This is a genomic window from Roseomonas sp. AR75, from assembly GCF_005222815.1.
In the GTDB taxonomy this organism is placed as follows: Bacteria; Pseudomonadota; Alphaproteobacteria; order Acetobacterales; family Acetobacteraceae; genus Falsiroseomonas.
Genome location: NZ_STGB01000001.1, coordinates 32,342 through 54,991, shown reverse-complemented (window position 1 = coordinate 54,991; position 22,650 = coordinate 32,342). Strand labels below are relative to the sequence as shown.

General features: G+C 69.9%; 14 protein-coding genes and 1 pseudogene. 8 read left to right on the top strand and 7 right to left on the bottom strand.

Annotated features, from left to right (window positions below):
- Positions 1 to 99: 99 nt before the first annotated feature.
- From E4T13_RS00235 to E4T13_RS00210, 5 genes are all read right to left on the bottom strand, one after another.
- Positions 100 to 555: a hypothetical protein gene (locus E4T13_RS00235; RefSeq protein WP_137176262.1), complete on the bottom strand. Its 456-nt coding sequence runs from the start codon at positions 553 to 555 to the stop codon at positions 100 to 102.
- Positions 556 to 687: 132 nt separating this feature from the next.
- Positions 688 to 1,473, bottom strand: a complete 786-nt coding sequence (fabI, locus tag E4T13_RS00230; RefSeq protein ID WP_137176261.1) for an enoyl-ACP reductase FabI — start codon at positions 1,471 to 1,473, stop codon at positions 688 to 690.
- Positions 1,474 to 1,482: 9 nt separating this feature from the next.
- Positions 1,483 to 2,652: an acetate/propionate family kinase gene (locus E4T13_RS00225; RefSeq protein ID WP_137176260.1), complete on the bottom strand. Its 1,170-nt coding sequence runs from the start codon at positions 2,650 to 2,652 to the stop codon at positions 1,483 to 1,485.
- Entirely contained in the window at positions 2,649 to 4,028 is a 1,380-nt protein-coding gene (locus E4T13_RS00220; protein WP_137176259.1) for a bifunctional enoyl-CoA hydratase/phosphate acetyltransferase, read from the bottom strand. The genes E4T13_RS00225 and E4T13_RS00220 overlap by 4 nt, the downstream gene beginning before the upstream one ends.
- Before the next feature lie 520 nt (positions 4,029 to 4,548).
- On the bottom strand, positions 4,549 to 4,974 hold the full coding sequence (locus tag E4T13_RS00210) for an ATP-binding protein (RefSeq protein ID WP_137176257.1): 426 nt from the start codon (positions 4,972 to 4,974) through the stop codon (positions 4,549 to 4,551).
- Positions 4,975 to 5,250: 276 nt separating this feature from the next.
- Here E4T13_RS00210 and E4T13_RS00205 point away from each other — a divergent pair, with 276 nt between their 5' ends.
- The 3 genes from E4T13_RS00205 to E4T13_RS00195 all read left to right on the top strand — a co-directional run bounded on the left by E4T13_RS00205 (position 5,251) and on the right by E4T13_RS00195 (position 6,670).
- Positions 5,251 to 5,775, top strand: a complete 525-nt coding sequence (locus E4T13_RS00205; protein WP_170984715.1) for an STAS domain-containing protein — start codon at positions 5,251 to 5,253, stop codon at positions 5,773 to 5,775.
- Positions 5,776 to 5,865: 90 nt separating this feature from the next.
- Entirely contained in the window at positions 5,866 to 6,348 is a 483-nt protein-coding gene (locus E4T13_RS00200) for an ATP-binding protein (protein WP_137176255.1), read from the top strand.
- Positions 6,329 to 6,670: an STAS domain-containing protein gene (locus tag E4T13_RS00195; RefSeq protein ID WP_170984714.1), complete on the top strand. Its 342-nt coding sequence runs from the start codon at positions 6,329 to 6,331 to the stop codon at positions 6,668 to 6,670. Before E4T13_RS00200 ends, E4T13_RS00195 begins: the two co-directional genes overlap by 20 nt.
- 26 nt (positions 6,671 to 6,696) lie before the next feature.
- Here the strand turns inward: E4T13_RS00195 and E4T13_RS00190 are convergent, their stop codons facing one another.
- The gene (locus E4T13_RS00190) at positions 6,697 to 8,358 is read right to left on the bottom strand and encodes a solute carrier family 23 protein (protein WP_137176253.1); all 1,662 of its coding nucleotides are present in this window, start codon (positions 8,356 to 8,358) and stop codon (positions 6,697 to 6,699) included.
- A 71-nt stretch (positions 8,359 to 8,429) separates the two neighbouring features.
- Entirely contained in the window at positions 8,430 to 9,407 is a 978-nt protein-coding gene (locus E4T13_RS00185) for a TRAP transporter substrate-binding protein (RefSeq protein ID WP_240790931.1), read from the bottom strand.
- A gap of 316 nt (positions 9,408 to 9,723) precedes the next feature.
- Here E4T13_RS00185 and E4T13_RS00180 point away from each other — a divergent pair, with 316 nt between their 5' ends.
- The 5 genes and pseudogenes from E4T13_RS00180 to E4T13_RS00165 all read left to right on the top strand — a co-directional run bounded on the left by E4T13_RS00180 (position 9,724) and on the right by E4T13_RS00165 (position 22,539).
- Positions 9,724 to 12,303, top strand: a complete 2,580-nt coding sequence (locus E4T13_RS00180) for a PAS-domain containing protein (RefSeq protein ID WP_137176251.1) — start codon at positions 9,724 to 9,726, stop codon at positions 12,301 to 12,303.
- Positions 12,300 to 12,704 (top strand): response regulator, encoded by a 405-nt coding sequence (locus E4T13_RS00175; protein ID WP_137176250.1) that lies wholly within the window; start codon positions 12,300 to 12,302, stop codon positions 12,702 to 12,704. The genes E4T13_RS00180 and E4T13_RS00175 overlap by 4 nt, the downstream gene beginning before the upstream one ends.
- Positions 12,701 to 13,867 carry a PP2C family protein-serine/threonine phosphatase gene (locus E4T13_RS00170; protein WP_137176249.1) on the top strand — a complete coding sequence of 389 codons (1,167 nt, stop codon included), beginning with the start codon at positions 12,701 to 12,703 and terminating at the stop codon, positions 13,865 to 13,867. The genes E4T13_RS00175 and E4T13_RS00170 overlap by 4 nt, the downstream gene beginning before the upstream one ends.
- Before the next feature lie 179 nt (positions 13,868 to 14,046).
- A pseudogene (locus E4T13_RS30360) lies at positions 14,047 to 14,283 on the top strand (helix-turn-helix domain-containing protein); the annotation flags it as partial.
- 351 nt (positions 14,284 to 14,634) lie between these two features.
- Positions 14,635 to 22,539: a Calx-beta domain-containing protein gene (locus E4T13_RS00165; RefSeq protein WP_240791021.1), complete on the top strand. Its 7,905-nt coding sequence runs from the start codon at positions 14,635 to 14,637 to the stop codon at positions 22,537 to 22,539.
- Positions 22,540 to 22,650: the final 111 nt, after the last annotated feature.

Below are 22,650 nucleotides of genomic sequence, written 5' to 3'. Positions count from 1 at the left end.
GCGGGTCCTCCGCTTGTCGGCATCAACATCCGTCGCCCGCGCCGTCCGGTCGCGGCTGCGACGCCAGGCATATCGTCGGCGTTTCGCCGGCGTGTGGGCTCAGTCCTCGTCCGGCCGCTTCCAGGTCAGGACGAAGCCGACATCGCCGGGCATGCCGCCCGGCCAATCCAGGATCTCCGCGCGCAGCTGGAAGCCGCGCGGCGCCAGTTCCTTCTCGAAATAGGCGTAGGCGCGCTTGGGAAAGCCTTCGAGGTTGCGGTGCCAATCCGGGTCGTGATTGGTGACCGCGCGGCCCTGGTCCGGCAGCCAGTCGGACGGGAACTGCAGCACCAGCGCCTGCTTCTCGCCGCGCTCGACCTGCTTCGCGACAAGGGCCGCGATGCGGTCCAGCGCCTCGGGCTGCACCTCGCGCTCCTGGAAGGACGCCTTCAGCTTCTCGCGCTCGGCCCGCTGCGCGGCCTCATAGGCGCGTTCCTCGGCGGCCTGCGCTTCCTTCCTGGACCGGATGAGGTCGCGCACCGCATCGGCGCTGAAGGTCTTGCCGAAGATGCTCATGGTCTTGTCCCCTTCGGTCGTGCCGTGTGTCCAGAGCATGCTGCGTTCGCTCGTGCTCACTCCGCAGGCTCTAGCCTTTGTTTCTAGGGCATCTTCACGCGTTCAGATGAGTCGATCTGAACGCGATCTGCTCTAGGCCAGGATGTGGTAGCCACCGTCGATGTAGAGCGTCTCGCCCGTCATCGCGGCGCCGTAGTCGGAGGCGAGGAAGACGCAGGCCGCGCCGACCTCCTCGATCGTCACCAGGCGGCGTGCCGGCGCGCGGGAGGAGACCTGCGCCATCAGCTCGTCGAAATCCTTGATGCCGGAAGCCGCGCGGGTCGCCAGCGGCCCGGGGCTCACCGCATGCACGCGGATGCCCTTCGGGCCGAGCTCCGTCGCGACGTAGCGCACGGCGGATTCCAGCGCGGCCTTCACCGGCCCCATGATGCCGTAGTTCTCCACGACCTCGTTCGCGCCGAGATAGGACATGGTCAGCATCGTGCCGCCGCCCGCCATCAGCGCCTCCGCCCGCCGCGCGAGGTCGAGGAAGGACCAGCAGGAGACGTCCATCGCGGTGAGGAAGCCCTCGCGGGGGCAGTCCACCACGCGGCCCTGCAGCGCTTCCTTCGGCGCGAAGGCGATGGAATGGACGAGGATATCGAGCCCACCCCAGGCCTTGCCGATGGCATCGAACACCGCATCCACCTGCGCGGCGTCGCGCACTTCCAGCGGCAGGAGGAGCGAGGCCTCCAGCCGCTTCGCCAGCGGCTCGACATGCGGCCTTGCGCGCTCGTTCAGGTAGGTCATGGCGATGTCCGCCCCAGCCTTGCGCATCGCCGCGGCGCAGCCCCAGGCGATGGAGTGCTCGTTCGCGACGCCGACGACCAGCGCCTTCTTGCCGGCGAGCACGGGCGGCAGGCGGCTTGGATCGGTCATGGCAACTCCTTACGCGACCAGCGCCCGCGTATGGCGGGCGATCATCAGGTTCTCGTCGGTCGGGATGACATACGCCGCGACGCGGCTGCGCCGCGTCGTGATGCGCGGACCGCGCGCGGCATTCGCAGCCTCGTCGAGCTCGACGCCCATCCAGGCGCAGGCGCGGCAGACGGCGTCCCGGATCGCCACCGCGTTCTCGCCGACGCCGGCGGTGAAGACGAGCCCGTCGAGGCCACCCATCGCGCCGGCGAGCGAGGCGACATTGCGCGCGACCTGGTGGACGAAGACCTCGATGGCCAGGCGGGCGCGCGGTGCGTCGCTCTCCAGCAGGTCGCGGAAGTCGGACGAGATCCCCGACAGCCCCAGCATGCCGGATTGCCGGTAGAGCACCCCCTCCACGGCCTTCGCGTCCATCCCTTCCGTCGTCATCAGGTGCAGCACGACGGCCGGGTCGAGCTGGCCGCAGCGCGTGCCCATCGGCAGGCCGTCCAGCGCCGAGAATCCCATCGTCGTCGCCATGCTGCGCCCTGCCCGCAGCGCGCAGAGCGACGCGCCATTGCCGAGATGCGCCACCACCACGCGCCCGCCCGCGATCTCCGGCGCTGCACGCGGCAGCACGGAGGCGATGTATTCGTAGGACAGGCCGTGGAAGCCGTAGCGGCGGATGCCGCGCTCGGCCATCTCGTAGGGCAGGGCGAAGAGCTGCGCGACCTCGGGGATGCTGCGGTGGAAGGCGGTGTCGAAGCAGGCGACCTGCGGCAGGCCGGGGTTGCGTTCCAGCGCCGTGCGGATCGGCGAGAGGTTGTGTGGTTGGTGCAGCGGCGCGAGCGGGACGAAGGCCTCCAGCTCCTCGATCAGCGCCGGCGTCACGCGCGCGGGCGCGGCGTATTTGGGGCCGCCATGCACGACGCGATGGCCGATCGCGGCGAGCGTCCGCCCTGCAAGCCAGTCCTGCAGCCAGGGCAGCAACGCGACCAGCGCCTCGCCCGGCGTCGTCGGCGGCATTGCCGAGAGGTCGGGCGGCGGCAGCGCCTCGCCCGCGCCGGTCTTCGCCTTTGCCGCCGGCCGCACGCCGATGCCGTCCACCTGGCCGTTCAGCAGGCATTCGTCGCCCGCATAGACCGAGAACTTCAGCGAGGAGGAGCCGGCATTGACCACGCCGATCAGGTCCTGGCTCATGCCGGCCTGGCCTTCGCAGCGGCCAGCAGCCGCGCCAGCGCGATCGAGGCGAGGCGCGAGGCGACCGTGTCGGCGCGGCTGGTCAGGATGATCGGCACCTTCGCGCCCAGCACGATGCCCGCACTGTCCGCATTGGCGAGGTAGCTCAGCTGCTTGGCCAGCATGTTGCCGGCTTCGAGATCGGGCACCATCAGGATGTCGGCGTCGCCCGCGACCGGCGAGACGATCTTCTTGATCCGCGCCGCGGCGCGGCTGATCGCGTTGTCGAAGGCCAGCGGCCCGTCGAGCAGCGCGCCGGTGATCTGGCCCCGATCGGCCATCTTGCAGAGCAGCGCGGCGTCCAGCGTGCCGGGGATCTTGGGGTTCACCGTCTCCACCGCCGACAGGATCGCCACCTTGGGCCGCGGATTCCCCAACGCCCGCAGCATGTCCACCGCGTTCTGCACGATGTCCACCTTGGTCATCAGGTCGGGCGCGATGTTGATCGCGGCGTCGGTGACGAACAGCGCCTTCGGATAGGACGGCACGTCCATCGCGAAGACATGGCTGATGCGGCGCGCCGTGCGCAGCCCGCCCTCGCGCGAGACCACCGCGCCCATCAGCTCGTCGGTGTGCAGGCTGCCCTTCATCAGGGCGTCCGCCGCGCCGTCCCTGCAGAGCTTCACCGCTTCCATCGCGGCCTCGACCGGCGTCGCCGCCTCCCGCAGTTCCGCGCCGTCGATCGAGACGCCGGCGGCCGCGGCGGCCTTCTCGATCTCCGCGCGAGGGCCGACAAGGATGGGTCTCAGCCCGCCCTCGCGCATCGCCTGCAACGGCCCGAGCAGGCTGTCGCGGTCGCAGGGCCAGGCGACCGCGGCGGTCACGGCCGGCGCGTGTGCGGCGCCTTCCATCAGCCGGTCGAGTTGGCGATGGCTGTGCAGAATGATGTCGGGCCGTGCTTCGGGCCGCAGCGTGACGGGCTCCGCGGGCAGGCGCACCAGCACGCTGCCTTCGGCCAGCCGGCCGCGGGCGCAGTCCACGCTCAGCACGATCTGCGCCGTATCCTCGGCAGGGCGGGAGGCCAGCGTGCCGGAGACGACGACCTTGTCGCCGACCGCGGGGTCCATGGCAAAGCGGACCTCCTGCCCCAGCACCTCGCTGCCCGGGCCAGGCAGTCGGTGCGCGACGAAATCCAGGATCATCCCGTGCATCAGCATCGCCAGCGCTGCGTCGGGCAGCGCGCCGGGCGCGGCATGCGGCGTACCGAACAGCGCGGCGACCAAATCGAAGCCGCGCTCCTGCAGCACATGCTCGCTGCTGGCGGACATGCCCGGCGCGGCGTCGCGGCGCGACAACCCCACCAGGGCAGCAACCTCGTCCCGGCTGCTCAATGCCATCTCCTCAACGTTTCGCGTCCACTCGGGTCGAGCCCGGTGCCGGGCGCTGCCGACGGGCACAATCCTGGCGCAGCCCGCCCGACTCAAGCGCCGCCGCTATCGGAAATGCTGGACCCGCCGGCCATCGCCGACATTGATCTTCCGCAACCCGGCCGAACCCTCGAGTCTGTACCCGATTGACGTAGGCGCGGCGCGTGGACGAACGGCGGATGATCGCCGGCATCGTGCACCGCTTCCGCGAAGGCTGCCGGTGGCGCGTGAGCCCGTGCAGGGCCTCCCCGCCCAGGTCCTCCTGCGCCACCCGACGCTTGAACTCGACGCTGTGGGATCGGTGCTCGCCATCGGCTTCCATCCTTCGAAAGCCCGGCACCCCGGACAAACCATCCCTCGTCCCGTGTCTTCTTCCTGGGGCCCACTCCAGGTTGGAAAGCCGCGACCTGCGGCCCGCGCTTGGCGGTCCGAGTTCGCAACTCTGCTCGGACATCCAAGTGCTTCCACGACCATCATAATGCGCCGGGTATCAGTCCGTGGTCGCCAGCCTGATCTCGACCCGGTTCCTGCCCTGCGCCGTGCGCCGATAATCGAGCCCGACCGCAATGCGCCCGACCATGAGCAGGCCGAGGCCGCCGAGAGCCTGATCCTCGAGCGGCCCCTCCAGCTTCCTCGGCTCCACGCTGCGTGGGTCGAAGGCGGCGCCGTCATCTTCCAACACCAGCAAAGCCGCGCCGTCCTGGATGCGGAGCGCAGCCTCGATCCGGTGGAGTCCCTGCCCGCCGTCGGCATGGGCATACTTCATGATGTTGGTCGCGACTTCCTCAAACACGATCCTGATCCGATACGACTGGGCCAGCGTGACGCCCTGGCTGGGCAGCCAGGTGGCCAGACGCTCCTGGACCGCTTCAAGCGAAGCCAAGCAATCCTGCAGGGTAAGGTCGATCTCGGCCACGTGGCGCTACGCCGCGCGACCGCGATGCCGCGAGGAGCGGGCGCCAAGCGCTTCCATGACCGGGCCTTCGAACTGAAACACTGCGACGCTCTTGTGTTTCCCGGCCGGCGCCACGGGTTGCCGGACGCACCCCGCATCGTGCGGTGTCTGTCCCCCGCAGGATGCCGTGGCAAGGCAGGCAGGAATCCAGCGCGTCGCCAACACCGAGACGCTGGTGCAGCGGAGTGCCGGCACCACCCCGCACCCGGCGAGTTGTGGCATCGAGGCTGTCCGCGCGTGAACCATCTTGGCCATGCCATCTGGCACCGCCTGGCCCGCCAACGATGCGACGCGGCCGGTCGGCTTCATCGATCCCTCCACGAGCTTTCCAACGTCATTCTTCAGCGCCTGCTTGACAGGCGCGATCGGCGAACGTTGAAAGGATGCACCGCGTCCCGTAGGCCGGACAATGCGGGTTCGGGGATTCCGATGCAGGCTACGGAACTCAAGGCAGGTGTTTGGCGGATCGATCTGTCGGGCTTCCTTGACGCTGCCGCGGTATCGCGCATGGAACGCCGGTTCACGGAGCTCCTGCCAGTCGGCGGACACGATGTGATCGTGGACCTGGCGGGCGTGGAGTATTGCGGCTCGCTCGGTATCCGAATGCTGCTGGGCGCCGCGAAGCTGGTAAATCAGCGTGGCGGGAGGATGGTGCTTTCCTCGCCGCAGGTGCAGGTGCAACAGCTGATCGATCACGTGAGACTGGGCCACCTGATCCCGGTCGCGCCCAATCTCGAAAAGGCACAATCGCTGCTCGGCTGAGCAGCTTCGGATGTCGATGAGATACACTATGTCAGTTGCGCGTTGCTAGGCGCCATGGGACGCTGACCGGAGCATAGGCGGAAAGCGCGCATGGCAGCTTCGCCGGACGGCGCGGAACGGGAAATTCGTATCCTGAACCGGCTGGACCAGATTGCCGACGTTGCGGCTTTCGTCGAGGCGTTTGGCAACGCCAACGACCTTCCGGAAAATCTGGTCAACGCCTTGAACGTCGCTCTCGACGAAGCGCTATCCAATGCGATGTCCTATGGTTTTCCGGATGGCGGGTCGCACGTCATCATCGTCAGCCTGGGCTGCTGCGGCGGGGAGGTCTGGGCCGAGGTGATGGATGACGGCATTCCCTTCGATCCGCTCGCCTCCCCCACCGCGCCGGATCTGGGCCAGGCCCTGCATGACCGCAAGGTCGGCGGCCTAGGGTTGCTCTTCATGCGCCACCTGATGGACGATGTTAGCTACAGGCGCGAGGGAGGCTTCAATCGGCTCCGACTGCGCATCAAGGTCGGGGCGGCAGCCCCGCGCGGGGAGGGCGCGACCGGTGCATCTGAGGCTGGTTGAGGAAGCTGCTGGGAGCGCAAGGATCCTGGCAGTGCATGGGCGCATCGATTCCAGCACCGCCAAGGAATTCGGCGCACGGCTGGACGGGCTGCTCGAAGCGGGGGCGCCGTGCGTCGTCGTCGATCTGGGGCAGCTCCTCTACATCAGCAGCGCCGGCTTCCGCATGCTGCTGATCGCGAGGCGCCTCGCCGAGTCGCGCGGGGCCCGCCTCATCCTCTGCGGCATGTCTCAGGACGTTCGGGCACTGTTCGACCTCGGAAAGTTCTCGCAGCTCTTTCCCATCGTCGCATCGCGGGACCAAGCGGTCGCGCAGGCCGTCTGAGGGCGGGCTTTCCTGCGGCCGATACATCAATGGTCGAAGTGCAGCACCAGCACCGACTCTCCGCCGCGCATCATCGCCTGCACGCGGTCCGCGTTCCCCCGGACGAGGTAGCCGGCAAGGCGAAGCAGCCCGTCCGGCGCCGAGACGATCTCGTCGTGGCTCGGCGCCTCCCCGGTCAGTACGAGGAGTTCGCCTGCATAGCTGAGGCGGATGTCGAGGCTGTACTCGTCGAACGCTGCCTCGACCGCGATGGGCCCGGTCGCGCCGCAATGCTCGATGATCGCCTCCACGGATTGGCAGGCGCCGAAGGTCGCGCGCTGCAGAACGTCGCGACGCGCCCCCCAGCGTGAGCCCTGCGTCTCGAGGAAGTCGCGGACGGCATCGATCGCGCCGGCACCGGGCGCCAACAGCAGCGTCTCACGGCTGCGCACGCCGATCCGGAATAGCGCGTTGAGCGCGAGTGCGGCGATCAGGCCGATCGCCAGGTCGGAGACGAAATACGGCTGCAGCGCAGGCGGCAGCCCGGTGTAGAATTCAGGCAGCACGTTGCGGCTCAGCGCGATCGTGAGCGACAGGCCGATCACCAGCGTCTTCCTCGCGTCCAGCGCCCGGCTCATGACGATCTGCAGGCCGTTCACCAGCACGAAGGATCCGGAGAACAGGATCGCCGCACCGAAGGCCGGCTTCGGGATCGACAGATAGAACAACGCGGCAGCCGGCAGCATCGACAACACGATCAGCGCCCCACCGATCCAGAGGCCGACGATCCGTGCAGTGACCCCGGTCGCCGTGGCGAGGCCGACGCTCGACGCGTTGGACGTGCCGCCCATGCAGCCGGCGCCGGCGGACAGCATCGTCGCCGCTCCGTCGGCCAGCGCGCCGCCCGACATCGTCCGAGGATCGGGGCGGACCCAGTTGCGGTCGTTGACCTTCTGGCTGACCACGACATCACCCATGACGCGCAGGCAGGACGCCAGCGCGGCGGCGGCGAAGGGGATCGCGAGACCGAGATCGAAACTGGGCATCCGCGGCGACCACTGCGGCAGAGCGACCAGCGGCGCCTGCGCGATGGCAGCCAGAGCCCGCGCGTCGATCAGGCCAGCGGGCAGGGCGACGAGATAGGCGGCGACGATTCCGATGATCGGGCTGTACCGCCGCAGCTTCGCGCCGCCCCAGACATGCACACCGACCATCACCGACAAGGCGCCGCCGCCGAGCAGGATCTCGGCGCCCGGCGCGATCGCCCCCGGCGCCTCGGCCCCGCCCAGCAGCAGCTTCGCGCCGAGCACGCCAAGTGACAGGCCGACCAGCACTACGCAGAGCCCAGAGATCTCCGTCGGAAACAGGGAACGCAGCCGGCCGATGACGCGTGAGAGCGCGATCTCCACGAGACCGGCGAACAGGGTCATGCCAAGCACCAGGGGCATGCCGCCGCGCTGCCCCGCGGCGAGCGTGGCCCCGACATAGATGCCGCTGAAACCCCAAGGGATCAGGTAGCCCGAGCCGAAATGGGAACCCGCCTGACAGAGCAGCAGCGTGCCCGCGCCGACGATGGCGAAGGCGATGCTGAGGGCGTGCATCGCTTCCTCCGGCCCTGCACCCGCCGCGGCGAGAACGACCAGGAGATACGCTGTGGAGGAGAGCAGCAGGACCGACATGTGCTGCAGCGCCAGCAGCGCACAGGTCAACGCCGGCGGCTTCTCCGCAACGCCGTAGGCAAGGTTTTCCGGGCGCGTCGGCGGGCGCGACTCGAGCGCGCTCAGTCGAGGCCCCGGGCGTTGAGAAAGGCGCGCTCCGCGACGTCGCTCCAGTCGCGGATCGAGGTTCGGAAGGCGCCGTGGTTCTCGGCAATCAGGCGGGCATGACTGTCGTACGCGCCCGCCTCGGCGACGACATCGCGACTATTCTGCACAAGGCTGCGGAGCACCGCGTCGTCGAAGCGGCGGATCTGCACCGTGCGGAGGTCCCGCAGGCGCGTCAGCCAGATCGCGTTGTTCGCATTGAACTGTGCGAGCGAGCGAGAGAACTCGCCGGCCGCAATACCTTCGATCAGGCGGCGGTCGCTCGGCGAGAAACTTTCCCAGATGCCCTTGTTGACGCCGAGCGTCAGCGCCGTGCCGGGCTCGTGGAAGCCGGGATAGTAGTAGAAGCCCGCCACCTCGTGCAGGCCGAGCGCCATGTCGGCCCACGGACCGACCCACTCGCTCGCATCGAGCGCGCCGGAACGGAGCGCGGGGCGGATCTCGCCGCCCGGCACGTTCACCACCGTGGCGCCCATGCGCCGCAGCACCTCGCCCCCCAACCCCGGCATCCGGTAGCGCAGCCCACGGAATCCGGCGGCGGAGGAGATCTCGTTGGTGAACCAGCCGCCCATCTGCGATCCCGTGCTGCCGCACAGGATCGGCTTGATGCCGTGCTCGCCGCTGAGCGAGTCCCACAGCGCCTGGCCCCCGCCGTAGCGCACCCAGGCGAAGTGCTCCTGCGCGGTCAGGCCGAAGGGCACCGCGGCGAAGAAGGTGAAGCCGGGCGACTTGGATTCGAAGTAGTAGTCGGCCGAGTGGTACATGTCGGCCAGACCCGCCGCCACGGCATCGAACGTCTCGAAGGGGCGCACTACCTCGCCGGCGGCGGAGACCTCGATCCGCAGCCGGCCGTTGGTTGCCGCCTGGATCGCCTCCCCAAGTTGCACTGCGGCGTCGAGGGTCCCCGGCACGTTGCGCGGCCAATCCGTGACCATCCGTAGTTCCCGAACGCCTTGAGCGAGCGCCGGCGCAGCCAGAGCAGCACCCGTTGCGCCCGCCCCGGCTCCGGCCAGCAGGTTTCGCCGCTTCATGGACCCGTTCGCCTCCCTCGTTTGTTGTAACCGCCACGATGCATAACAGCCCGAAAATTCGCACGAAAGCGAGAATCCTCCGCCGTGCGCGCCGATCGCTATCCAATTGCTACCTTCCCGGTTCCCGCCGGATCGGCTCTCAGGCATACTCGAATCGTAATGTATCGGGGGACGGGTGACGGGGGAGGCGGCAGAGGAGACACGCGCCGGCGACAGGGCCTTGCGGCACCTTGGCGTTCGAGCGCGCCTGCTGCTCGCCTTCCTGGCCATCAGCGGCTTCTCCGCGTTGGCCGCTGCCTCGGCGATCTATGCCTTCCGTCAGGTGGGCGCGCGGATCGAGATGGTCGAAACCCAGGTCGCACCTGCACTCACCTCGCTCGAGGTGTCCCGCTCGGCGGAGCGGATCATCGCCGCCGCGCCGGCGCTGCTCGCCGCCGCCGACACCGCGCGTCGCGACCAGGTTGCGAGCGAGCTGCGCGCCGAATTGGCGCGCCTCAAGGAAAAGCTGCTGGAGCTGAAACGCGGCGATGCCGAGGCGGCGCTGCTGACGACGATCGAGCAGAGCGTCGCGTGGCTGTCCGCGAACCTCGCCGGCCTGGAAGACCTGGTCGCCCGGCGTCTGGTTGCGGGCGACGGCATCGCGCGCCAGCGCCGACGCGTGCATGAGACCCAGGACGAGACCCAGCGGCTGCTCGCGCCCTGGCAGATGGTGATCGAGGGTCAGATCGCACGTCAGGCCGATGCCATTCGGCACGCCGGGTCGCCTGCGGCCATGGAGGAGGCGGCGCGGCACCTCGCCGCCTCGATCGCGGCGCAGCAACCGGCGCTGGCGGCGCAGCGGCAGTTCTCGGCCATCGTGGACATGCTCGCCGAAGCCTCCACCACCGACCAGGAGCGCCGCCTGCAGGTGCTGGCCTTCCAGCTCGGCCGCGCGCTGCGCGAGGTGGGCGCCACCGCCACCGGCCTCGACCCGCGGCTGCAGCCGCTGTTCCGGGCGCAGGTGGCGAAGCTGCGGGAAATGAGCGAGGGGGCCGATGCAATCCCGGCGGCGCGTCGCCGCGAACTCGCTCTGGTGCGCGAAGGCGCGGCGCTGCTGACCGAGAATGCCGGCCTGTCGGCAGGCCTCACGGAGGCCGTGGATCGCCTCGCCGCCGCGGCGAAGGCCGACATCGCGGGGGCCACGCGCGACGCGCTCGCGGTGCAGCGCCGCGGCACCCAGGTGCTGATCGCTCTGGTGCTGCTCAGCCTCGCGACATCCGTGCTGATCGTGTGGCTCTATGTCGGGCGTAACATCGTCCGCCGACTGACCGCGCTCGGCGACGGCATGGTGGCGATCGCCGCCGGCCGGCTCGGCGCGCCCGTGGCGGCGGAAGGGTCGGATGAGATCGCCGCCATGGGCCGGGCGGTCGAGGTGTTCCGCCGCAACGCGATCGAGCTCGACCGGCTTCTCGAGGAGCGCAGCCAGGCGGCGGCGCAACTGGAGCAGCAGGTGCGCGAACGCACCGCCGAGCTGGAGCGCCGCCGGGCGGTGCTGCGCGTGACCTTCGACAACATGGGACACGGCGTGGCGATGTTCGATGCGGAGCATCGGATGGCCGCCTGGAACCAGCGCTTCCAGGAGTTGCTGGACCTGCACGACGACCAGGTGGGGCTCGCCGTCACCTATCCGGACTTCGTCCGCGGCATGGCGGAGCGCGGCGAGTACGGCGCGGCCGATGCCGACGCGGAAGTGCGGCGCCGCGTCGCCTCGCTCGACCGTCCCTTCCTCGACGAGCGGACCCGCCCGGACGGCACCGTGCTGGAGATCCGCCGTAACCCGGTGCCGGGCGGCGGCTTCGTTCTCATCTACGCCGACATCACCGAACGCAAGCGCGCCGAGCGCGAGATGGCGGCGGCGCGCGACGCCGCCGCCGCGGCCAGCCGGACGATGGAGGCGGCCTACCGCGAGCTCAAAGCCGCGCAGGCAAGCCTCGTGCACGCCGAGAAGATGGCGTCGCTCGGCCAGCTCACCGCTGGCATCGCGCATGAGCTGAAGAACCCGCTCAACTTCATCAACAACTTCGCGGCACTGGCGCAGGAGTTGCTGGTCGAACTGCAGCAGGAGATCGCACCCGCCCTTGCCGCGGACCGCGCCGAGGAAGCGAACGATATCGTGGCGACGCTGTCGGGCAACCTCGGGAAGATCATCGAGCATGGCCGCCGGGCGGACGGCATCATCCGCAGCATGCTGCTGCATTCGCGGGGCGGCAGCGGCGAGCGGCAGAAGACCGACGTCAACGCCCTCGTCCAGGAAGCGCTGAACCTCGCCTACCATGGCGCGCGGTCACAGAACCCCGAGATGAACGTCACGCTCGAGCGCGACTTCGGCAAGGACATCGCGCCGCTCGAAATGGTGCCGCAGGACGTCACCCGCGTGCTGCTCAATCTCTTCGGCAACGCGCTCTACGCGACGGCCAAGCGGCGGAGGGAGGAACGCGACCAGGGCTGGCGGCCAACCCTGACTGCCGTGACGCGCGACCACGGCGACGCAGTGGAGATCCGCGTGCGCGACAACGGGACCGGCATGCCGCCCGAGGTGCGCGCCAAGCTGTTCACCCCCTTCTTCACGACAAAGCCGACCGGCGAGGGCACCGGGCTCGGCCTGTCGATCAGCTACGACATCGTGGTGCAGCAGCATGGCGGCAGCGTCGAGGTGGAGAGCGAGCCCGGCGCCTTCACGGAATTCACCATCAGGCTGCCGCGCGCCCTGCCGCGAACGGCCGCCGCCGCGGCGGAACGCGCCGACGGAGGCCCGGCATGAGCGATCGCGGCGTCTGCATCCTGGTGGTGGACGACGAGCCGGACGTGGCCGATCTGTTTCGCCAGCGGTTCCGGCGGGAACTGCGCGAGGGCACCTACACGCTGCACTTCGCGGCCTCCGCCGAGGCGGCGCTGGACCATCTGCGCTCCGACGCCCGGCACGACCCGCTGCTGGTGCTGTCCGACGTCAACATGCCCGGCACCGACGGCCTCGCCCTGCTGCAGGCCATCCACCACGAATGGCCGGAACTTCCGGTGCTGATGGTAACGGCCTATGGCGACGACGAACGCCGTCGCAGGGCCACGGCGCTGGGCGCGGCCGACTTCCTCTGCAAGCCGGTCGACTTCGACCAACTCAAGCGACGGCTGCGTGACATCACTCTGGACGGGGCGGCTGCATGAGCGCAGCGACGACGATCCTCGTGGTGGATGACGAGCCTGATTTCGAGATGCTCGTCACGCAGCGCTTCCGCCGCAGCATCCGCAGCGGCGAATTCATCTTCCACTTCGCGCGCGACGGCGAGGAAGCGCTCGAAGTACTGGGCCGCGTGCCGGGGATCGACCTTGTCCTGACGGACATCAACATGCCGCGCATGGACGGGCTGACGCTGCTGCTGCGGCTGCCGGAGGTGGACCCGCAGCTCCGCGCGGTGATCGTCTCGGCCTATGGCGACATGACGAACATCCGCACCGGCATGAACCGCGGCGCCTTCGATTTCGTGACCAAGCCGGTGGACTTCGACGACCTCAGCGTCACGCTGAATCGCGCCGTGGAGCATGTCCGCGGTGTCCGCGCCGCGCTGCAGGCGCGCGACGCGCTCCTCGTCGTGCGGGAGGAACTAGCCGTCGCGCGACGCATGCAACTGTCGATCCTGCCGCAGCCGCTTCCCGATACGCCGACGCGCGAGGTGCGCGGCTTCATGCAGGCGGCGCGCGAAGTGGGCGGCGACTTCTACGATTTCTTCACGCTGCCCGACGGGCGTTTGGGGCTGGTCATCGCGGACGTCGCGGGCAAGGGGGTGTCGGCCGCGTTGATCATGGCGGTGACCCGGACGCTGCTGCGCATGGTCGCCTTGACGGGCGTCGATCCGGCGCAATGCCTCTCGGCCGTGAACGATCTGCTGGCCGCGGACAATGCCGAGATGATGTTCGTGACGGCCCACTATGCGACGCTCGATCCCGCGACCGGTCTGCTCGAATACGCGAGCGCCGGTCACCCGCCTCCCTTGCTGATCGGCGCCGAGGGAGCAGCGCGTGAACTTCCGGAGTGCGACGGCATGGTCCTCGGCGTACTCCCGGCGCAGGAGTACCGCCTGCATCGGCAGTCCCTCGCCCCGGATGAAGTTCTGCTCCTCTACACCGACGGGGTGACCGAAGCTTTCGATTCAGCGGGGAGCTGCTTCGGCGAGGAGCGCCTTGCGGCGACCCTGGCGGCTCATCGCGGGCTTCACTGCGAGGACCTGCTCGCGACGGTGGTTCGCGAGGTGATGGGCTTCGCGGCCAATGCGCCGCAAGCCGATGACATCACGTGCCTCGCGCTCCGGTACCGGAGCGCCGGCACATAGGGCGGCTCGCCGGCTGTCCGCGGCGGACGGGAGCCGGGCGTCCGCCATGCGACGTCCGCAACCTTGTCACCGCCCGGCGGGAGGCAACTCATACCAACCGGCTGAAAGGCTGACTCTTTGGCTTGAGCCGACGCGGGCGGGCAAGATTCATCAGCGTGCATGGCATCGAGAGGTCGCCCATGCCCGCCCTTCTGATCCGCGAGGACATCGCCCCGGGCGAACTGCGTCGGCTGGCCAAGGTTGAGCGCGACCCGAGGGTCGCCCGGCGCTTGCTGGCGGTCGCGGCCGCGCTGGATGGGCTGAGCCGGGAGGCCGCCGCGCGCCTCGCAGGCATGAACCGGCAGACGCTGCGCGATTGGGTGATCCGCTACAATCGTGGCGGGCCTGCTGGGTTGTCGGATCACTCGGGTGATGGGGTCGCGTCCGGCTCGCATTACTCGTTGGCGCAGTCAGCCTACCGGCCCGGCGGGCATGGACGGCATCCCCGACCACAGAAGGGCGGCGCAGCAACGCAAGACAGACCTACGACCGAGCCTTCACCCTCAATTCCGATCCGCTTAGAAGCAATACACCCATCGATCGCCGAGGACGATATTATTGTTTTTCCTCGATTGTTTCTGGGGTTATTTTGTGTCTTTCCGAAACTGCGTAGCATTCACCTCCTACGGTACCAGCATTGCGCTCCCGTCGAACCTAGAAAACTTCGCTTGCGGATTGTACGAACATCGTCATCGTTACTGCACTGCAGAGCACGGGGCTGTGATCGGATGTCAGGTGTTGTTCGTACGGGCACTAGCCTGCCCGAATCGCTTTCCGGTGGCGACGGATCGGACACGATCACCGGCAACGGCGGTGCCGACACCCTCTCGGGCGGCGCCGGCAACGACCGCTTCGTCTTCAAGAACGCCGAGCAGTTCACCACCGCCGGACTCGTCCTCGACGGCGGCGAGGGCGTGGACCGCGTTGACCTTCTCGGCGCCGCGACTCTCGCCGACGCCGCTTTCGCCAATGTGTCGAACGTCGAAATCCTCCGGCTCGCCGGAAGCGGATCCTCCACCCTGACCCTCGGCGCGGAGGCGGCGGAGGCCTTCGGCAGCGAGATCCGCATCGACACCACCGCGGCCGTCACCTCCCTCGTCGTGGATGGAAGCGCCTTGCCCGCCACGACGCGCCTGCGCGTCGCCTGGACCGCGGGCGACGATACGCTGCGAGGAGGTGCCGGCAACGACATCCTGAACGGCGCAGGCGGCAACAACAGCCTCGATGGCGACGACGGCAACGACAGGCTGACGGCCGGGGGCGGCAATGACACGCTGCTCGGCGGCACCGGCAATGATGTGCTGTCCGGCCGCGGCGGCGCCGACAGCCTCTCGGGCGGCGATGGCGACGACCAGTTCGTCTTCGCCGACGCTTTGCAACTGAAAGCGGCACGGGTTGATGGCGGCGCCGGCCGCGACCGGATCGACCTGCTCGGAGCCGTCAACTTGGCCGATGCGGCTTTCGTCAACCTATCCGACGTCGAGGAGCTGCGCCTCGCGGGCAGCGGCCTGTCAACTGTCGTGCTCGGCAGCAACGCAGAAGCGGCCTTCGGGCCAGTGATCACGGTGACGGCTGGCACGGCCAGCGACGGCATCGTCGTGGACGGCAGCGCCCTCCTCGCTTCACGACTGGTGGCGCGTGGCACCGCCGCGGCCGACGTGCTGCGCGGCGGTGCGCTGAACGACAGGCTGACCGGACTCGATGGCGACGACCGGCTCGAGGGCGCGGCCGGCAACGACACGCTGAGCGCCGGCGACGGCGCCGACACGGTGCTCGGCGGCGACGGCGACGACATCATCAACGGCGGCGGCGGCGCCGACCTTCTCCAGGGCGGCGCGGGCGATGACAGCTTCGCCTTCGACAGGGCGGACCGCCGCTTCGGCACCGGCGATTTCCTCACGCCCGGGCGCGTGATCGAGGGCGGGGCGGGCACCGACACGCTGCTGTTCCGCGAGTTCGTGGAGCTCTGGGACGCCGAATTCGCCGGCGTGTCGGGCATGGAGGTGATCCGCCTTGCGGGGCCGGGCGGCATCCTGATCTTCGGCGACACCGCCGCCGCCGCCTTCGGGTCGCGCATCACGGTGACGACCGCGGCGAACACCCTCACCGCCATCACCGGCGTGGACCTCGGCCCGGGCACCGCGCTGCACGCCACCGGCGGCAACTCGGTGGACGCGATCAGCGGCGGTGACGGCAACGACGTCCTGATCGGGCGCGCCGGCAACGACATCCTCGCCGGCCAGCGCGGCCAGGACACACTGCGCGGCGGGGCGGGCGACGACCAGCTGCGGCTGATCCTCGACCCGGTCGGCACCGGGCGCGACCTGGTGCGTGGCGATGCAGGCTTCGACACGTTCACCATCGAGCTGACCTCGGCCCAGCTGGCCGACGGCGCCGTGATGGACGAGCTGGTGCGCCTCCAGGGCGTGCTGGCGGCGCTGCCGCCGGGCGCCGAAGGGCCGCGCTTCCTCTCCAGCGCGCTGCAGCTCGACATGGCCGGCGTCGAGGCCGGCTTCGTGCTGCTGGACGGCACCCGCGAGCTGACGCTGGCCGAGGCGATCGCGCCCGTCTTCCGGTTGCGCCTCGTGGACAACACCTCGCCCGAGGGGAACGGCCCCGGCGCCACGGGCTCGGCCACCCTCCACATCGAGCGCGTCTCGGGCAGCCTCGCCGCCAGCACCCTCACCTACAGCGTGGCGGGCAGCGGCCTCGCGCCCGCCGACGCGGCGGACCTTCTGAGCGGGCTCGGCAGCTTCACCACGACGATCTTCGAGGGGCAGACCTTCGCCGCGGTCCAGCTCTTCTTCCAGCCCGACACGCAGCAGGAGGCGGACGAGACCTTCACCGTCACGCTGACGGGCACCAGTGTCGGGCGCATCGACAGCACGCAGGCAAGCGCCGAGGTGGTGATCCGCGACGACGACGCGCCGTCAACAAGTGCCGACCTCTCGTTGACCCTCGCACGCGGCGATGGCGGCGCCGTCATCCCGGCGGGCGGGACAGGGCTGTTCCTCCTCACCGTCGCCAACGCCGGGCCGGACGCCTCGGGCGGGACGGTGCGCCTCACCCCGCCCTTTGGCGTCACCATCGAGGCCGTGGCGCTCGCGGGCGGCGGCACGGCGGTCTTCGACGCGCCGACCGGCACCTGGAGCTTCCCCTCCGTCCCGGGCGGCGGCGCCGTGACGCTCGAGGTGACGGCGCGCTTCGACGCGACCACCGTGGGCGGCAGCAACCCCATCCTGGCCGAGATCGTCACGGCCGATCTCCCCGACCCGGACAGCACGCCGGGCGACTTCAACACGAACCCGGCCGCAGAGGACGACGCGGCCTTCCTCGGCGCGCAGGTGCGGGCGCTGGCGGCCGATCTCAGCCTCACCGTCGCACGCGCGGGCGCCGCCGACCCGGTGAAGGTGGGCGAGACGGCGAGCTTCCTCGTCACCGTCACCAATGACGGGCCCGACGTGGGCGGGGGCACGGTGCAGCTGACGCTGCCGCCGGACGTCACGCTCAACAGCGTCGGCCTCGTCGGCGTCGGCGCGCCCGCGGTGTTCGACTTCGCCACCGCGACCTGGACGCTGCCCACCCTCGGCGCGGGGCAGAGCGCCACGCTCTCGATCGAGGTGCTGGCCGGTGCGAATGCGGCCGACAGCAACAACCCCATCCTCGCCGAGATCGCGAGCGCGACGCTCGCCGACCCGGACAGCACGCCGGGCAATCTCCTCACCGAGCCGACCGCCGAGGACGACGCGGCCAGCGCGGGCTTCACGGTGGTCCCGCTCGCAGCGGACCTGCGCTTGGCACTCGTGCGCACCGATGGCGGCGGCGAGCTGGCGCCAGACGGCATCGCCACCGTCCGCCTCAGCGTCACCAATGACGGGCCCGACCGCGGCGACGGCACGGCGCGGCTCGCCCTGTTCGGCGGCGCGACCATCCTCTCCGTCGCCTCCGAGGGCGGCGCGCCCGCGCCCGTCTTCCAGGTGGACACCGGCACGGGCGACGCGGTGTGGGACTTCCGGGCCCTCGCGGCCGGGGCGACGGACAGCGTGCTGGTCACGCTCGACTTCACGGGCGCGGGCTTCTTCTTCGTCGAGGCGGAGGTCGCCACCGCGACGCTGAGCGACCCGGACAGCACGCCGGGCAACGGCGCCACGAACGCCGAGGACGACGCCGCCTCCCTCTTCGTCACGGTGCGCGAGCCGACGGCCGACCTCTCCGTCTCCGCCCTCGGCACCTTCATCACGGGCACGCTGGGCGGCACCGGCACGGTTACCTATGTCGTCACGAACAGCGGGCCCGACGCCGGCGGCGGCACCTTCGGCCTCGTGGCCAACCTCTTCCCGCTGCTGGATGCGGTGGCGAGCGGCGGCAGCGTGAACGCGGGCGGCGTCTGGACGCTGCCCGTGCTCGCCCCCGGCGAGTCCGCCTCGATCACCTACACGCTCGACCTCAACTTCGCCGGCAACGGCAGCATCGTGGGCGAGATCCTCTCGGACACGGCGCTCGACCTGGACAGCACGCCGGGCAACTCCAACATCGAGCCCACCCCCGAGGACGACGCGGCGACGGTGAACTTCGCCGTGGCCCTCGGTGCGGACCTCTCGCTGACCGCCAGCGTCACCGACACCACGGTGCTGTTCGGCGAGGAGCGCCAGATCCTCTTCACCGTCAGCAACACGGCGGGTGGCGTCGCGGGCGGCGGCACGGTGCGGATCAACACCGGTGCGGGCGACCCTGACTTCTTCTGGACCCTGCCGGTGATCCAGCCCGGCGGGCAGGCCTTCCTGAACCTCAACGTCGTCTTCGGCGATATAGGCCCGCGCACCGTCACCGCCGAGATCGCGACCGCGACCCAGCCCGACCCGGACAGCACGCCGGGCAATTTCGCGACCGCGCCCTTCGAGGACGACGCGCTGGCGATCAACTTCACCATGCCGACGAGCTGGCGCGTGACGCGCCTCGCCGACGTCACGGAGGGCAGCGACCCGGCGATCAGCCAGTCCGGGATCGCGTTCCGCATCGAGCGCTTCGGCACCGACCTGCCGGAGACAAGCATCACCTACACGCAGCGCCCCGGCAGCGGGCCGAACCCGGTCGACGGCAACGACGTGGTCGGGCTCAACCTCCCGATCCCCATCACCTTCCAGGCGGGCCAGACGCTGCTGAACGTCGCGGTCACCCCGTTCGGCGATTCGCTGCCGGAGGCGAACGAGAGCCTCCGCCTCACCCTCGACAGCGTCGGTGCGGGGTTCATCGCCCCGGGCTTCGCCGCGGCCGAGGCGCTGGTGCTGGACGACGACCTGCCGCCGGTCTTCTCGCTGCGCCCGGCCACGGGCCTCGACGCACAGATCATCGAAGGCACCACCAGCCAATTCCCGCTCGGCATCGTCATCGAGCGGACGGGCAGCACGGCCGAGGCGGCCACCGTCACCTACTACGTCTTCTCCACCACGACGGGCGATCGTGCCGATGCGTACGATCTGGTCGGCGGCACGCGCACCTACACCGTTGACTTCGCACCCGGTCAGACGGAGGCTAGGGTGTTCGTCTACACCGTCGCCGACATCGCGCCCGAAGGGTTTGAGACCTTCCGGGTCGGCCTCTCCCGCAGCACGGTCGGCACGGTCTCGAGCGCCGAGAACATCTACACCATCGCGGATGACGATTTCTCGCTCGGCCAGAGCTTCTACTTCTCGGCCTCCTCGCCCGGCCGCGGCCGCGAGCTCTGGGTCTTCAGCCCGCGCGAGGGCGGGCCGCCCGACAGCGACCCCATCGCGCGGCCGGTGGTGACGACCGAGTGGGTGATCGGTTCCGGCGCCAGCGGCACCCCGCCGGCGACGGCCGAGCTGGTGCCCGGCCCCGGCTCCAGCCACCCGCGCGACATCCACAGCATGGGCGAGACGGTGATCTTCCGCGCCCTGGACGACCAGGGGAATTCCCGCTGGCTCGCGCATCGCAACGGCCAGACCGTGGACATCTTCGGCGTCGGATCGTCGCCGGATTTCGACGCCGACTTCGACGCCCACCTGCCGCTCGCGGAGCGGACGCTCGCCGTGCAGTCGGACGAGTTCCTCTGGATCGCCGGCCCGAGCGCCTTCGGCGGGATCAGCTACGGTGGTGGCGACATCCTCTTCTCCTTCAACGAGGCCAATGGCGCCGAATCGGTCTGGGCGCGGTTCATCTACGGGGAAGATCGCCGTGACCTCACGGCGCTGCCCGGCGGCGTCGGCTACATCGCGCGGGACGGCTCGGGCGAGGAGCAGGTCTACATCGTCCTCAGGACCTGGGACGGCTCCCGGATCAGCCTCGGCACGCCGATCACCGAGCTGAGCGGCTGGAGCCTGACCGGCGAACTCGCCGCCTTCCGGCCGCAGTCGGACGGACCCCCGCCGCCCGAGCCCTACTTCGACGCCCCGGGCCGTGTCAGCGTCTTTTTCTCCGGCTCCGGCTTCGACAGCTTCGGGACCGAGCAGCGCGACGCGCTGTGGCGCGTGAACGTGCGGGGCAACGAATTCGGCTGGGCCACCCCGAGCGAGGGAACGGGCCAGCCCGAATTCGTGGACGTGAATGGCACGGGCGGTTCGCTGCCGCTCGCCCCCGAAGTGCTGACGTTCTCCGCGACGGGCCAGGGCGACCGGATCTTCTTCTTCGGCCGCGCGCAGGACGCGAACGGCGACGTCAGCGAGGCCCTCTTCGCCCTCGCGGAGGACGATGGCGACAGCCTGCGGTGGGAGGCGGCGCGCGGCCTGTCCCTGGTGGACGGCTTCGACATCAAGCCCTGGGAAGGGGGCGTGCTGTTCTCCGGCCAGCGGGATCCTGCGGGCTCCGGGGCGGCCACGCCCTTCGTCGCGACCTGGACGGATGCGGATGGCGACGGCGCCTTCACGCTCACCATCCTGACGGAGGGGCCGTTCGAAGCGGCCGACATCGTCTTCCCGAGCACGGGCGTGATCGAGCACCTGGTCACCGACGGCGAGGGCCGCGCGGCCTGGGTCGTGGACACCGGCGCGCGCGACAGCCTCTGGGTGTTCGACGGAACCGGCATCTACGACATCGTCGAGCGCCTCGGCGAGATCGACGAGCTGCAGCTGGCCGGCGGCAAGCTCGTCTACCGGCAGGAGGCCTTCGGCGGCGCCGGCTTCCAGACGCTCTTCGTGCACGACATCGCCTCCTCCTCGGGGCTGGAGATCACCACCGACGAGCCGCTCGGCGCCGGCACCGCGGATGGCGTGGTGGGCGGCCCGACCCTGGTCGCCACGGATTTCGGCGTGGCCTTCCAGGCAATCGCGGCCGAGCAGTTCGGCGTGCGCCTCTTCTCCGCCGCGGGCGGCACGCTGGGCGCGGACATCAACCTCTTCGCGGTGCGGCCGACGGCGGAACTGGATTTCGGCACCGGCCTCGCCTTCGACGGCGGCTGGATCGGCACGGGCGTCAACCACGACACGGGGGAGAGCGGCCTGTTCCGCTTGGACGCGAACAGCCTCACCGCGCTCCACACGGACAGCACGAATTTCAGCGCGGCCATCGCCGCGCTCGGCGACAAGGTGCTGCTGGGCACGACCATGCGCTTCGACGGCGACCAGGTGCGGCTCCACGACCTCGCGGCCGACACCACCTCGGTCCTGCTGGACAACCATCTCCTCGGATCGGCCGGGACGGTCGGCGCGCGGATCATCTTCACCGCCCGCGACGACAGCCGCCTGGGGAATGGCGGCTCCGACACCGCCGACGATGTCTGGACGCTCTACAGCTACAGCGCGGCCGAGGGCGTGGTGGCGCTGACCGACCTCCCGCTGGGCAGCGCCGGGGCGCTGTTCGGCGACGATCCGGTCGTGCCCTGGGCGCGGGAGGGGCTGAGCTTCCTCGGCGATGACAGCCGCGTGTTCTGGAAGCAGCAGAACGATGTCAGCGGGCCGGGCGACATCGGCGTCGAGATCCACAGCTACAGCTTCGCAAGCGACGCCCTCACCATCCTCGACGTCGGCGCGGGCGCGATCTCCGGCTCCGACTTCAACGAGGCGGTGTTCGCGAACGGGAACCTCTATTTCCTCGGCTCCTCCGACGGCAGCTTCGGCGAGAGGCGCGTGCAGGTCACCGATGGCACGAACCTACTGACGCCGGTGACCGGCCCTGACCTGCGCGCGCCCTTCGGCTTCCCGAGCAACCTGCTCGAGCTGGACGGCGAGATGTTCTTCACCGCGCTCGACGACAGCACGGGCGTCCAGCGCATCTTTCAGCTGGACGACAACGGCGCGACGGCGACGCGCCTCGCGCTGCCGGGCATCCCGGGCGTCCCGATCGAGCTGGCCGCGCTGGGCGGCGATGTCGGCGTGATCGCCTTCTCGGGCGGGCTGCCGCAGATCTTCCGCTTCACGCCGGGCGCGCAGCCGGGCGGCGAGACCGAGGCGACGCAGCTGACCTCCTTCACCGGGTTCGGCAACGTCTTCAACCTGACCCTCGGCGGTGACGGCGAGGTCTACTTCACGCGCACCGAGGCCGCGACCGGGCGGGAGCTGTGGGTACTGGACGACACGCTGACCGAGGGCGCGCGGCTGGTGCAGGACATCAACCTCACGCCGGCGCCGGCGGGCTACTTCCCCGAGCAGGTGGTGGCAGCGCCCGACCCGGTCTGGTGAAGCCGTCCGGCCGATCGTCCTTGGCGCTCGGCCTCCACCCCACCCTACCATTGTTGGATGTGGGCTCATCGAACGTGTTGATTTCTATGGAAATTTGTGTGAATCGGCCTG

Coding starts and splice junctions, on each gene's coding strand:
- E4T13_RS00235 (WP_137176262.1), bottom strand. CDS start 555: ATGAGCATCTTCGGCAAGACCTTCAGCGCCGATGCGGTGCGCGACCTC.
- fabI (WP_137176261.1), bottom strand. CDS start 1,473: ATGACCGATCCAAGCCGCCTGCCGCCCGTGCTCGCCGGCAAGAAGGCG.
- E4T13_RS00225 (WP_137176260.1), bottom strand. CDS start 2,652: ATGAGCCAGGACCTGATCGGCGTGGTCAATGCCGGCTCCTCCTCGCTG.
- E4T13_RS00220 (WP_137176259.1), bottom strand. CDS start 4,028: ATGGCATTGAGCAGCCGGGACGAGGTTGCTGCCCTGGTGGGGTTGTCG.
- E4T13_RS00200 (WP_137176255.1), top strand. CDS start 5,866: ATGGCAGCTTCGCCGGACGGCGCGGAACGGGAAATTCGTATCCTGAAC.
- E4T13_RS00185 (WP_240790931.1), bottom strand. CDS start 9,407: ATGGTCACGGATTGGCCGCGCAACGTGCCGGGGACCCTCGACGCCGCA.
- E4T13_RS00175 (WP_137176250.1), top strand. CDS start 12,300: ATGAGCGATCGCGGCGTCTGCATCCTGGTGGTGGACGACGAGCCGGAC.
- E4T13_RS00170 (WP_137176249.1), top strand. CDS start 12,701: ATGAGCGCAGCGACGACGATCCTCGTGGTGGATGACGAGCCTGATTTC.
- E4T13_RS00165 (WP_240791021.1), top strand. CDS start 14,635: ATGTCAGGTGTTGTTCGTACGGGCACTAGCCTGCCCGAATCGCTTTCC.